This is a genomic window from Xanthomonas cassavae CFBP 4642 (genome assembly GCF_000454545.1).
GTDB lineage: Bacteria > Pseudomonadota > Gammaproteobacteria > Xanthomonadales > Xanthomonadaceae > Xanthomonas > Xanthomonas cassavae.
Genome location: NZ_CM002139.1, coordinates 779,606 through 792,211, shown reverse-complemented (window position 1 = coordinate 792,211; position 12,606 = coordinate 779,606). Strand labels below are relative to the sequence as shown.

8 protein-coding genes are annotated in these 12,606 nt (G+C 68.1%); 1 reads left to right on the top strand and 7 read right to left on the bottom strand.

Annotated features, from left to right (window positions below; all coding sequences use genetic code 11):
- Positions 1 to 109: 109 nt before the first annotated feature.
- Positions 110 to 1,519 carry an FAD/NAD(P)-binding protein gene (locus XCSCFBP4642_RS0103480; protein WP_029218562.1) on the bottom strand — a complete coding sequence of 470 codons (1,410 nt, stop codon included), beginning with the start codon at positions 1,517 to 1,519 and terminating at the stop codon, positions 110 to 112.
- A gap of 741 nt (positions 1,520 to 2,260) precedes the next feature.
- Between XCSCFBP4642_RS0103480 and XCSCFBP4642_RS0103475 the strand changes: the two genes are divergently transcribed.
- Positions 2,261 to 3,019 (top strand): SDR family NAD(P)-dependent oxidoreductase, encoded by a 759-nt coding sequence (locus XCSCFBP4642_RS0103475; protein WP_029218561.1) that lies wholly within the window; start codon positions 2,261 to 2,263, stop codon positions 3,017 to 3,019.
- A 162-nt stretch (positions 3,020 to 3,181) separates the two neighbouring features.
- Here the strand turns inward: XCSCFBP4642_RS0103475 and XCSCFBP4642_RS0103470 are convergent, their stop codons facing one another.
- From XCSCFBP4642_RS0103470 to treZ, 6 genes are all read right to left on the bottom strand, one after another.
- The gene (locus XCSCFBP4642_RS0103470) at positions 3,182 to 3,814 is read right to left on the bottom strand and encodes an NAD(P)H-binding protein (protein ID WP_029218560.1); all 633 of its coding nucleotides are present in this window, start codon (positions 3,812 to 3,814) and stop codon (positions 3,182 to 3,184) included.
- A gap of 16 nt (positions 3,815 to 3,830) precedes the next feature.
- Positions 3,831 to 5,993, bottom strand: coding sequence for a glycogen debranching protein GlgX (glgX, locus tag XCSCFBP4642_RS0103465; protein WP_029218559.1), 2,163 nt, complete (start codon positions 5,991 to 5,993; stop codon positions 3,831 to 3,833).
- Positions 5,994 to 6,104: 111 nt separating this feature from the next.
- The gene (locus XCSCFBP4642_RS0103460; RefSeq protein WP_029218558.1) at positions 6,105 to 6,290 is read right to left on the bottom strand and encodes a DUF2934 domain-containing protein; all 186 of its coding nucleotides are present in this window, start codon (positions 6,288 to 6,290) and stop codon (positions 6,105 to 6,107) included.
- Between the two features lie 14 nt (positions 6,291 to 6,304).
- Positions 6,305 to 8,923, bottom strand: a complete 2,619-nt coding sequence (treY, locus tag XCSCFBP4642_RS0103455) for a malto-oligosyltrehalose synthase (RefSeq protein ID WP_029218557.1) — start codon at positions 8,921 to 8,923, stop codon at positions 6,305 to 6,307.
- Positions 8,920 to 10,851, bottom strand: a complete 1,932-nt coding sequence (locus XCSCFBP4642_RS0103450; RefSeq protein ID WP_029218556.1) for a 4-alpha-glucanotransferase — start codon at positions 10,849 to 10,851, stop codon at positions 8,920 to 8,922. The genes treY and XCSCFBP4642_RS0103450 overlap by 4 nt, the downstream gene beginning before the upstream one ends.
- On the bottom strand, positions 10,848 to 12,605 hold the full coding sequence (gene treZ, locus XCSCFBP4642_RS0103445; protein ID WP_029218555.1) for a malto-oligosyltrehalose trehalohydrolase: 1,758 nt from the start codon (positions 12,603 to 12,605) through the stop codon (positions 10,848 to 10,850). The genes XCSCFBP4642_RS0103450 and treZ overlap by 4 nt, the downstream gene beginning before the upstream one ends.
- Position 12,606: the final 1 nt, after the last annotated feature.

Here is a 12,606-nt window from a genome sequence, read left to right as displayed (position 1 = left end):
GCACGATGTTCCTTCCGCGCCCGGCAGCAGGCATCGCCCTCCCGCCTACGCCACGGCGCTCCCGAACGGATCGGCTCAACCGCGACGTGCGCAGGACGCCTTGAGCAGCCTACAGCCGTCCGTTGACCTCACGCGGCACCTGCTCGGGCTCCGGCTGTAACGCCGGCGCGGCATTCAGCAGCAGATGGTCGGCCAGTGCGCGCGTGGCCACACGCAATTCGGGCACGGCGGTGATTTCCCAGTAACGTCCTCGCAGCAGCGGCCCCACGCAATACAGCCCTGGCACGATCTGCCCGGTACCGTCGCGTACGCGCAGATGCGCATCGGTATCCACACCCAGCCCCAGTGGATCGGCGCGCAACAGGCCGGCCTCGCGCATGCCGGCGATCAATGGGTCGCTGGTCCGGTCGATATCGGTGTCCAGGCCGGTGGCGCGAACAACCGCGTCGAACCGCAGCGTCTGCGCATCGGCCGCGCCGCGCGCGCGGATCACCGCTTCCACACCATCGGGAACCCAGCGCGCACGCAGCAGCCGCGCAGCGACAACCTGTAGCTGGCCGCCGGCCTGCAATTGCGCCAGTTGCTCCGCCGCGCCCGGTGCCACCCGATGCCGCGCCACTTCCCAGTACGGGCGCAGATGGCGCAGGAAGCGCGCACGCTGCCACAGTTCCAGGCGTTGCCACAGCGGCTGCAGATGCGGGCGCAGCGCATCCACCACGCGCCGCCAGTCGTCCACCACCGCGCTGAGTTGGCGCACGCCGCGCAACAGGCCACGCAGGTCGGCGTCCTTGAGCGCGCGGTGCAGATGCGGCGGCAACTCCAGCGGCGCGCCGGGCTGGCGCAGATGCGCCTGCGGCGCGAGCCCGCGCCGCGAGATCGCCAGCAGCCGTCCCTTGTGCCCGCGTGCGTGCAGGGTCAGCGCCACATCGACCATGGTCAAGCCCGCGCCGACGATCAGCACATCGTCATCCGGCGACAACCGCGCCAGCGCATCGCCCTGCCACGGCCAGCCGATATAGCGCGGATGCACGCTCAAGCGTGGGCCGATACCGGCCAGCGCCTGCGGCTGCAGCCCACCCACCGCCAGCACCACGCGGTCGCTGTGGAAGGCATCGCCGTTGGCCAGGAACACGCGAAACCCCTTGCGCACCCGCTCCACTGCCACCGCCTCCTGCGACAGCCGCACGATCGAGGCCTGCGCGCCGCTCACTGCCGCATCCAGTTCGCCGCGCAGATAGTCGCCATAGGCCAGCCGCGGCAGGAATTCCAACCGCCCGCTATCGCCCAGATGCAGCGTGTCGGCAAACGCACCCGGCGCCTGGGCATCGATGCCCAGATCCTTGGCGCGCACATTGAGCAGGTGCTCCGGCCGCGCGGCGCCATAGGCGATGCCGCTGCCGAAGGTCTCAGCCACGCCCGCCAGCGTGATGCGCACCTGCGCATCGGCCGTCTGCGCCAGCGCACGGACCAGCGCGGTGCCGCAGAAGCCGGCACCGATGACGGTGATATGGGTTTCCATGTGCAACTCCCACTGAATGACCTGCACGTTGTGCCCGCAGCGCGCCGCCGGTGTGTAAACGTTTGGTTAGCGACGCACAGCCAGAAAGGCATGAGCTGATCGCCAGCGGTGATGAGGCTTATGGGGCAAGCGGCGGCTGACGCACATGGCAGTGAGATGACAGCGGTCGCCACTGCAATCAGCAAGGTCAATCGATGATGTCGGCATTGGCCTGGCCTGCTGTTGCGCAAGGCCGCCTGGTTACCCGCGTCCCGGGAAAAGCGCGCCGACGATGGGCACGAGAATGCCAGGAGCCTGGATCTGATGCAGTCGTAGACTCGTTAGCCTTGCTGCCGGTTTTGAGGGACACCCTTTCTGATTTTCTACTCGAGCGTCTTGCGCGGGGCGGCAAACCTTGGTTTCAGTACAGGACCGTTGGCTGTGGCTGTTGGCCGTGGCTGACGTGTGCAGGTGCGTATGCTGGTGTGGATATCGATCGTGATGGTGCTGATATGGCCCATTGCGCCGGCGTGGCTGCTGTATCGGTACGGGCCACTCACCAGAGCATATCCGCCAGCGCAGACGGACGACGCTGCCGCACCAGGCAGTTGCTCCGATGGATGCCGCACTGCACATTGCATGGCGCAACGCCGCATGCCGAAACGTCGCGTTGCACGCTGCGCTACGCGCAAGATCCAGCCGTCATGACTCATGCAGCGCCAGCTGCCCGATAATGCGAGTCTCTGTTCTCTGGTGTCTGGCATGTCCAACTCCGCATCTCCTCCGCAACGTGTCCTGATCGCCGGTGGCAGCCGCGGCATTGGCCTTGCGATCGCCGACGCATTCGTGCGCAATGGCGCGCAGGTATCGATCTGTGCGCGCAACCCCGAAGGCCTGGCACAGGCGGCGCAGACGCTGGCGGCACTCGGTACGCCGGTGCATACCCTGCCCTGCGACCTGGCCGATGCTGCACAGATCGAGCACTACGTGCAGGCCGCCGCGCGGGCACTGGGTGGTCTGGATGTGGTCGTCAACAATGCCTCCGGCTACGGTCACGGCACGGACGATGGCAGTTGGCAGGTCGGCCTGGAGATCGACCTGATGGCGGCCGTGCGCTGCAACCGCGCGGCACTGCCACATCTGCGCCGCAGTGCGGATGCGGTGATCCTCAACATCAGCTCGATCAACGCGCAGCGCCCGACGCCGCGCGCGATCGCCTATTCCACCGCCAAGGCCGCGCTGAATTACTACACCACCACCCTGGCTGCCGAGCTGGCGCGCGAACGCATCCGCGTCAATGCCATCGCACCGGGCTCGATCGAGTGTCCAGACGGGCTCTGGGACCAGCGCAGGCGCGAAGAGCCAGAGCTGTATGCGCGCATCCGCGACAGCATTCCGTTCGGCAGATTCGGGCAGGTGCAGTACGTTGCCGATGCCGCGCTGTTTCTCGCTTCGCCACAGGCGCGCTGGATCACCGGGCAGGTGTTGGCGGTGGATGGTGGGCAATCGCTAGGCGCATGAGCAACTGCCGTGCCAGCGAAGATGCCGCTGCACACAAACTGGTAGGAGCGCGCCAGAGCGCGACGCGGCATTACCAGTGAGGCCTCATCGCGCTCGGGCGTGCTCCTATCAAGACACTCATAGCTTGCATCTCTCGTCCTGCGGGCACGCGCAGGGCGTTGGTCATCCAACCAGCTCCGCCGCCTCGACGCTGTGCTCGCCGCGCGCCGGCGATAACGCGGCGGCGACCATCGCCGCGGCAATCCGCTCGGCCGGGTTGATGCGGAACCGGCGCGGCAGGATCGGGCCTAGTCCGCCCAGCACCAGACTGCCGAGCCGTTCGCCGGTGCGGCGCTCTTCGCGTTCGCCACCGATCAGGCCGGGGCGTACGAAGGTGAGCGAGGGGAAACCGACCTCGCGCAGATCGCGTTCCAGCTCGCCCTTGACCCGGTTGTAGAAGATGCGCGAGCGCGCATCGGCGCCGGCCGCCGAGTTCAGCACGAACACCGAGGTGCCCTGCGCGCAGGCAGCGCGTGCCAGCGCCATCGGGTAGTCATGATCGATGCGGTAGAAGGCCTCGCGCGAGCCGGCCTGTTTCATGGTGCTACCCAGCGCGCAGATGGCCGCTTCCATGCGTGGGGCTGTCCAGCTGGACAGGCGCTCGAAATCGATCACCTGGTTGCGCAACTTGGGGTGGATCTGCGTCAGCGGCCGACGCGTCACTGCCACCACGCCGGTGCAACGTGCATCGGCCAGCAGCTGCTGCAACACCTGCTTGCCAACCAACCCGGTGGCTCCTGCCAGCAATACGTCCATCAGACCATCCTCTCCATCAGCGCGCTCCTTCGGAGACGATGCGCGCACTGCTGGCAATGCGGTCGCGCTCCACCGCCAGCAGCGTCAGCGAATGCGCCGGGGCCTTCCATTCGCTGCCGCCGGCCACCACGCGGCCGCCATGGCGTGCGGTGTCGACCAGCACGCGCCAATGCTCGTCGTGCATCGCCGGCAGAATGAACGACACGCTGGTGGACGCGGCATTGATCAGCATCAGCAAGGTGACGTTGGCGGCGATCTCGCGCAGGCCGGTGGTCGGCGAGCGGCCATCCAGGCGCAGCATCAGCGCGCGCGCCTCCGGGTCGTGCCAGGCGGCTTCGTCCATCTCCACACCGTTGGGCGCCAGCCAGGTGAGATCCTTCAGGCCGAGCGCGTCGTCGAACTTGCCATCGAAAAAACGCGCGCGATGCAGCAGCGGATACCGCTGACGGATACGGATCAGCCGCCGCACGAATGCGGCCTGGTCGGCGGCGGCAGCCTTGGTGGCAGCGGTCCAGTCGATCCAGGTCAGCTCGTTGTCCTGGCAGTAGGCGTTGTTGTTGCCGTTCTGGCTGTGGCCGAATTCATCGCCGGCCAGCAGCATCGGCGTGCCCTGCGACAGCAGCAAGGTGGCCAGCAGGTTACGCATCTGCTGGCGGCGCAGCTGTTTGATGGCCGGATCGTTGGTGTCGCCTTCCACGCCGTAATTGGCGGAAATATTGTGGTCGCTGCCGTCACGGCCGTCCTCGCCGTTGGCCATGTTGTGCTTGCCTTCGTAACTCACCAGATCGCGCAGGGTGAAGCCGTCGTGTGCGGTGACGAAGTTGACCGAGGCGGTGGGGCGGCGGCCGCTGTGATTGAACAGGTCCGCCGAGCCGGTGAGGCGCGTGGCAAGTTCGGCAAGCTGGCCGCCGTCGCCACGCCAGAACGCACGCACGTTGTCGCGGAACTTGTCGTTCCATTCCACCCAGCCGGGTGGAAAATTGCCTACCTGATAGCCGCCGGGGCCGATGTCCCACGGCTCGGCGATCAGCTTGGTCTGGCTCAGCACCGGATCCTGCCGCACCGCATCCAGAAAGCTGCCCGATGGATCGAAGCCGTAACGCTCGCGCCCGAGAATGCTGGCCAGATCGAACCGAAAGCCGTCCACGTGCATTTCCTGCACCCAGTAGCGCAACGAATCCATCACCATGCGCAGCGCGCCGACATTGGTCAGGTCGAAGGTGTTCCCGGTGCCGGTGTCGTTGATGTAGAAGCGGCGGTCGTCGGCCAGGCGGTAATAGCTGGCGTTGTCGATCCCCTTGAACGACAGCGTGGGCCCGAGTTCGTTGCCTTCGGCGGTGTGGTTGTAGACCACGTCCAGCAGTACTTCCAGCCCGGCGTGGTGCAGCCGCGCCACCATCTGCTTGAATTCGGCCACCGTGCGCGTGGACATGTAGCGCCCCTGCGGGGCGAAGAAGCCCAGGGTGTTGTAGCCCCAGTAGTTACGCAGGCCTTTTTCCAGCAGGTATTGATCGTCGACGAAGGCATGAACGGGGAGCAATTCCACCGCGGTAACGCCGAGGGAGCTGATGTGGTCGATGAGTTCGTCGGTCTTCAAGGCCGAAAAGGTGCCGCGATTTTCTGGCGGTACCGCCGGGTGCAGCATGCTCAAGCCACGCACATGCGCCTCATAGATCACCGTGCGGTTCCACGGCGTCTGCGGCGGGCGGTCCTGGCCCCAGGTGAACGCCGGGTCGATCACCGCGGACTTGGGCACGAACGCAGCGCTGTCGCGTCGGTCGAAACTCAGGTCCTTGTCGCGATGGCCGATGGTGTAACCGAACAGGTGCGGCGCCCACTTGAGCTCGCCGACAATCTGCTTGGCATACGGGTCCAGCAGCAATTTATTGTGGTTGAAGCGGTGGCCGGCATCCGGCGCATAGGGGCCATGCACGCGGTAGCCGTACAGCTGGCCGGGACGCGCGTCGGGCAGATAGCCGTGCCAGACCTCGTCGGTGTATTCGGGCAGTGCGATGCGTTCCTGCTCGCGGCCGCGCTCATCGAACAGGCACAGTTCCACGCGGGTGGCATTGCGCGAATACAGCGCAAAATTGACGCCCAGACCATCCCAGGTGGCGCCTAGCGGGTTGGGACGGCCTTCGCGGATGCGCGAGCGCTGGGTGAACTTGCGAGTGGCCATCGGTAACTCCTTGGCACGGTGAAATCAGATACGGGACAGCGGTGGCGTACGCCGGTGCGAGCGTACGCGGATCAAGCGACAGGCGATGCGGTAAAGGTGGCAGGGACCGCGTTACTGACGTGCAGTGATCGGCGTGACCGCATGCTCGGCGGCCTGCTCGGCCGCGCGCTCTTCGGCATCCACCAGCCGCTCGGCCATCGCCCAGTGGCGGTCCGCATGCCCGTCGGGACGGCCTTCGGCCTCCCAGATCTCCTGCGCCAACTGGCGAAGCCGTGCCTGCCGTTCCATTTCATTCATTGCGTGCGTTTCTCTCAGGGGTCTAGGGATGCCGGGACCGACAACACTGCCACCGGCGCACGTGCAAACAGCGTCGACAGCGGCACCCGGCCGCGCTGGGGCTGCAGCGTGCTGCCGTCGAGCACATTACGGTAGGACGCGTCCGGCAACGCCAACGCCGCCTGACCCCAGGTGGCCGGCGGCACCAGCAAGGGCAGGTCGCCGTCGCCCTGCGCAGCGGCGCCCAGCCGCGTCACCGCTACCACCAGCGACTGGCCGCGGTAGTGCCGACGGAAGGCCAGCACCTGCGCATCGCCGCTGCCGGCGACCTGCAAGGCTTGATAGTCGCCCTTCGCAAACAGCGCCGTATGTTCGCGGCGCAGTTGCAGCAGCACCGCGGTGAGGCGGGCCTTGACCGCGCCATCGCGCCAGTTGCGCAGCAGCGTGCTCCAGTCGCGCACCTGGTCCAGCCACTGCTGGCGTTGCGCATAGTCCACCGGGCGGCGGTTGTCCGGATCCACCAACGACAGGTCCCAGCCTTCGGAGCCCTGGTACAGATCCGGCACGCCCGGCACGGTCAGGCGCAGGGTGGTCTGCACCAGCGAATTGCGCGCACCGGCGGCGGCGATGTGGTTGCTGGCGCGCAGCAACGCGCGCCGCAGCGGCAGACCGGCGCGACTGCACAGCACCTGCTCCACCATGGCCTGCACCGCCTGTTCGTACTCGGCCGAGCCATCGGTCCAGCTGGTGTGCAGCTTGGCTTCGCGCACCGCCTTGAGCAGCCACTGCGCCACGCGCTCGGCAAAGACGGCCAGCGGCTCGGCCTGATCGGCGCCCAGGCCGATCGGCCAGGCGGCCACCAGGGTCTGCCACAGCATCTGCTGATCGCCACCGGCCAGGGACGGCGCATCCAGCGCCTCGGCCTGGGTGTCGAACTGGGCACTCTGCTCGATCCACCAGCGCGGTTGTTCGGACAACACCGCCAGCCGCATGCGCAGGTCTTCGCCGCGCTTGTGATCGTGCGTGGCAGTGGCCAGCAGCGCGCGCGGATAGTGCTTGGCGCGCTCGAGGTTCTGCGCGTGGAACTGCGCCGCCTCATTGGCAAAATGGGTCGGATGGCTGCCCACTTCGTTGCGCGACAGCAGCACGCCGTGCCGATAGAACGCGGTGTCTTCCACCGCCTTGGCATTGAGCGGTGCGGAAAGCTGTTCGACGCGCCGGCGCAGGATGCGCCGCAACGCGATCTGCGCGCGATCGGCGCCGGCATCGTCCAGCAGCCAGCGCTCGATGGCGTTCACCGCCGCCACGATCGATTCGGGCATCCCCTGGCGTGCACGTGCAGCAGTGGCGCGCAGGCGCTCGGCTTCGCTGCCGCCGATGCCCTTGGCGCCGGCGTAGGTGCGGTACACCGGGAACCAGCGCAGCAGCACGCACAACCCGCGCGCCAGCATCTGCGGGCTGAACTCGCGGGTAGGCGGGTCCAGCCGCGCCAGTGCCGACAACGCACCCACGGCGCGATTGAATTCCGTCTGCAATGGGCCACGCAGCATCTCGTCGCGCGCATTGCGTTCTTCCTGCGCAAAGTCGCCGCTGCGGCCGCTGGCCTTCTGCCACGCGCGTGCCAGCGGCTTGAAGCCGGCCGCGTCGTGCAGCACGCCGCTCACCTGATCCATGAAGTCGTAACCGGTGGTGCCATCGCACGGCCAGTCGGCCGGCAGGTGTTCGCCGGGGGCGAGGATCTTTTCCAGGTACAGGCCCAGCGTGCCGGGCTTGAGCCCGCGCACGCGGCCGGCCGCATCCAGCCGGCTGCGCAGCTTGCGCACATAGCCGGTGGGGTCGGTAAGCCCGTCCACATGATCGATGCGCAGGCCATCCAGGTGCCCTTCGGCCACCAGCCGCAGCGGCAGCGCGTGCACGGCATCGAACACCGCCGGCAATTCCACGCGCAGGGCCACCAGCGAAGTGATGTCGAAGAAGCGGCGGTAGTTGAGCATGTCGTTGCCCACGCGCCACCAGTTCAGGCGGTACGGCTGACGTTCGATCAGCTTGTGCAGACGGCCATCGCCACGCTTGGCGCCGTCGTTGTAGTCGCGCAACCACTGCGCGCGTGCGGCAGGTTCCGGCACGTCCAGGGTTTGCGGGCGAATCGGATAGCGCTGGTCGTAATGCGCCAGGGCGGCGCTACCTTCTTCGTCCACCACCAGGGTGATCAGGCCTTCGGCCAGGGCGCTGGCATACGGGCGATCCAGCACCGCCAGCCACAGCTTGCCGTCGCGGCCCGGTGCGCGCCAATCGATGTCGAACCAGTCGGCATGCTTGGCACTACGGCCATGCCGCAGTACATCCCACCACCACGCGTTGTCTGCGTGCGTGGCCATGTGGTTGGGCACGATGTCGGCGACCAACCCCATGCCGTGTTCGCGCGCGGCCTTCGACAGCGCGATCAACGCCGCTTCGCCGCCGAGTTCGGGGTTGACCACGGCAGGGTCGATATTGTCGTAGCCATGCGTGGAGCCCGGCACCGCCGTCCCGATCGGCGACAGATACAGATGGCTGATGCCCAGGCCGGCGTAATACGGCACCTGCGCGCGTGCATCGTGCAGGGTGAAGCCGGCATGCAGTTGCAGGCGGGCGGTGGCGCGAAGATCGATCATGACTGGGAGTCCGAAACAGCCGCGACGCGACGCGCCTCGGCAACGCCGTGCAGCGCCGTGGTCAGGCGCGCATGCGGCAAGGGATCGGGCAGGCGTCGGCGCCAATTGGGATGGACCTCGACGGTGCCCGGGAGATTGGGTTGTTCTTCCAGCGCCAGCGCATCTTCCACCGGCAGCAGCATCAGCGGCGACACGCCGCTGGCGGTGAACCGCAGCGCGCCCAGCAACGGGTCCTCGCCCTGCAGGCCGGCGCGTTCCACCGCGGCATCCAGGCGGGCCAGATCGTGCGTGCGCGCCTTGGCGTCATCGGCCGCCTGGGCGGGCTGGATCAGTTCCAACGTGCGTCGCCAGTCGATATCGCGGCCCTTGCGCCAACCGGTGAGCGTGGGCAGATCGTGGGTGGTGGTGGTGGCCACCGCATCCGGCCGCCACAGCGCCGGAGCGATGAATGCACCGTGCTTGTCGCGGGTGAACATCAGGACATCGATGCCCATCACCCCGCGCTGGGACAGTTCTTCGCGGATGCCCGGAGGCACCACGCCCAGGTCCTCGCCGATCACGATTGCGCGGTGCCGCCACGATTCCAGCGCCAGCAGGTTGAGCAGGTCGTGCAGCGGATAGGACAGATACGCGCCTTCATTGGAGCCGGCGCCATCGGGCACCACCCACAGCCGCAGCAGGCCCAGGATGTGATCGATGCGGATGCCGCCGCGCTCGCGCAGCACCGCGCGCAGCAGCGCGATATACGGTGCGAAGCCGCTGCGGCGCAGGGCGGTCGGCGAATACGCACCGATGCCCCAGTGCTGGCCGTCGGCATTGAAGGCATCTGGCGGCGCGCCCAGCACCAGTCCACGCAACACAGTGTCGCCGGCCGCAGCAGCTTCGGCGCCATTGGGATCGAAGCCCACTGCCAGGTCGGCGATCAGGCCGATGTTCATGCCGCGCGCGCGCGCTTCGCGCTGTGCGTCGGCCCAACTGCGCGCGGCCAGCCACTGCGTGAACACATGCAGCTGCGGATCGTTGTCGCCGAAATCGCGTGCGGCGAAGCGTGCAAACCCGTCCAGCTCCGCGCCACCTGCCGCGCGGAACGCCAACAGATCCGGATGATCGGGCGACACCCGCGCGTAGAGCTCGCGCAGCAAGCGCCACTTGGCCTGCGCCGAGGCCGGCCAGTCGATCAAGGCATGACTGTGCAACGCGGTGTAGCGCTCGCGCAGGCCGGGCACGGCATCGCGTGCTTCCAGCGCGGTCTCGCCGAGCACGCGCACCGGTGCGGCATGCAGTGGGTCGAAGAAGCGCCGGTCGCTGGGCGAATACGGGCTGTAGCCCCCGGTGACCGGGCGTGAAGCGTGCACCGGGCTCAGTGCCAGCGCATCGGCACCGGCCACTGCCGCGTGCCGCAGCCATTCGACAGTGCCGGCAGCATCGCCGATGCCACCATCGTCGGGGCTGCAGGCCGAATACACCTGCAGCGCCATGCCCCAGGCCCGAGGTGCGGCCTGGCCGCAGGCATCGGCCACGCTGAAACACCGCTGCGGGGCGACCGCCACCTGCTGCGTGATTCCGCCGATCTCCAGGGTCCAGTACCCATACCGCTGCGGCGCGACTAGCTGCCCCTGCACGTTGGCGTGCGCGGCCTCGCTGGCGCCGCTGCCATCGATCCAGCGGCCACTGGCGTTGGCGGCAACACGCAGCGCCAGCGGCGCGCCCACCTGCACCGTGACCAGGGCGGCCGGTTCGGCAGCCTGTGCCTGGCAGCGGCGCAGGCTGTCTTCGCGCTGCGCAGCGGTGGCGGCCGGCAACTCGAGCGCGGTGAGTACTGCCTGCAGCGACGGCTCGGACACCTGCCGCGGTTGATCGCTGGCATCCACCCAATCGACCATCACCCCGGCCGCGGTGGCCAGGGTGTGCAGAGGGTGCGCGCTCATACCTGCGCCTCGTGCCAGGCGATGAAACCATCCACCGGCAGCAGCTGCGCGGCGGCATCCATGTTTTCGGCATGGGCCACCTGCCCGCGTCGCGGTGGCAGCGGCACGGCGGCGGCGCCGACATTGAAGGCGATATGCCACAACCCGCCCGGCAACTGCCAGGTGGCGGTGAGCGCGCCATCGGCCAGCACGCTGGCACGCAGCGCACGCGCCTGCGCCAGGCCCGGCACCACCCACTGGCGCCGCACCGCCAGCAGCGCGGTGAACCAGACCGCCCACTGCGCGCCCTCGCCCTGCGCAGCGTCGGCGATCGGCGAACGCGACGCGGCGAAGGTGTCGTGGCTGTTCGGATCGGGGATGGTGGCGCGCTGGGCCTGGTCGGCGAACGCGGCAAAGTGCGCGAACTCGCGGCGACGACCTTCGCGCACCGCCTCGTCCAGGGGCGGGCCGAAGTCGGTGAAGAACAGGAACGGCTGGGTGGCGCCCCACGGTTCGCCCATGAAGAACAGCGGGATCATCGGCGTCAGGGCGGTCAGCGCCAGCGCCGCGCGCAAGCGCTGCGGCGAGACCAGCACGCTCAACCGTTCGCCGCGTGCGCGGTTGCCGATCTGGTCGTGGTTCTGCGCGAACACCACGAACTTGTACGGCGGCAATGCCCCGCTTGGTTCGCCACGCACATGCCCACGCGGATCCGGCTCGCCCTGGTAGGCGAAGCCTTCGCCGAGCACGCGCGCCAGGTGGTCGGTCGGCTTGTCGGCGAACGCGGCGTAATAGCCTTCCGCTTCACCGGTCAGCAGCACATGCAAGGCGTTGTGGAAGTCGTCGTCCCACTGCGCGGTGTAGCCGCGTTGCAGCTGCGAGACCTGGTTGGCCTCGTTTTCCAGCACCAGGTGCACGTGGCGGCCGGGGGGCAGGCTGGTCTCGATGGCCTCGCGCAAGGTGTCCAGGAAGGCGTTCGGGGTGATCGCGTGCACCGCGTCCAGGCGCAGCCCGTCGAAACGGTATTCGTGCAGCCACATCAGCGCGTTGTCGAGGAAGTAGCGCTGCACCTGCGGCTTGCGGAAGTCGATCGCAGCGCCCCACGGGGTGGGCTTGTCTGCGTTGAAGAATGGCGCGGCGTAGCTGTGCAGATAATTGCCGTCCGGGCCGAAGTGGTTGTAGACCACGTCCAGCAGCACCATCAGGCCATGCCCGTGCGCGGCGTCGATCAAGGCCTTCAGTTCGTCCGGCGTGCCATAGGCCTGCGCCGGCGCATACGGCAGCACGCCGTCGTAGCCCCAGTTGTGCGCACCGGGGAAGGCACTCAGCGGCATCAGTTCGATCGCGCTGATGCCCATCGCCGCCAGCTGCGGCAGCTGCGCCTGCACACCGGCATAGCCACCGCAGGCACCCACGTGCAGTTCGTAGATCACTGCCTCGTCCCAGGGCCGGCCCTGCCACTGCGGGTGGCTCCAGCGATAGCCATGGGTGGGCTGCACGGCACTGGCGCCATGCACGCCATCCGGCTGCCAGCGCGAAGCCGGGTCCGGTACCGGCTCGCCACCGTCGATGCTGTAGCGATAGCGCGCGCCGGCGGCACAGGCCAGCACCGCACTGAAGAAGCCGTCCGCCCCCACCTGCAGCGCAGCGCGCGTGCCATCGGCGAACACCACGTCCACGCCGCTGGCGTCCGGCGCCCAGAGCGCGAAGCGCACCTGTCCTTCACCCGCTGGCCATGCGCCCCAGGCCGGGGTGGTCGCGTCGCGCTCGTTCATT

Coding starts and splice junctions, on each gene's coding strand:
- XCSCFBP4642_RS0103480 (WP_029218562.1), bottom strand. CDS start 1,519: ATGGAAACCCATATCACCGTCATCGGTGCCGGCTTCTGCGGCACCGCG.
- XCSCFBP4642_RS0103475 (WP_029218561.1), top strand. CDS start 2,261: ATGTCCAACTCCGCATCTCCTCCGCAACGTGTCCTGATCGCCGGTGGC.
- XCSCFBP4642_RS0103470 (WP_029218560.1), bottom strand. CDS start 3,814: ATGGACGTATTGCTGGCAGGAGCCACCGGGTTGGTTGGCAAGCAGGTG.
- glgX (WP_029218559.1), bottom strand. CDS start 5,993: ATGGCCACTCGCAAGTTCACCCAGCGCTCGCGCATCCGCGAAGGCCGT.
- XCSCFBP4642_RS0103460 (WP_029218558.1), bottom strand. CDS start 6,290: ATGAATGAAATGGAACGGCAGGCACGGCTTCGCCAGTTGGCGCAGGAG.
- treY (WP_029218557.1), bottom strand. CDS start 8,923: ATGATCGATCTTCGCGCCACCGCCCGCCTGCAACTGCATGCCGGCTTC.
- XCSCFBP4642_RS0103450 (WP_029218556.1), bottom strand. CDS start 10,851: ATGAGCGCGCACCCTCTGCACACCCTGGCCACCGCGGCCGGGGTGATG.
- treZ (WP_029218555.1), bottom strand. CDS start 12,605: ATGAACGAGCGCGACGCGACCACCCCGGCCTGGGGCGCATGGCCAGCG.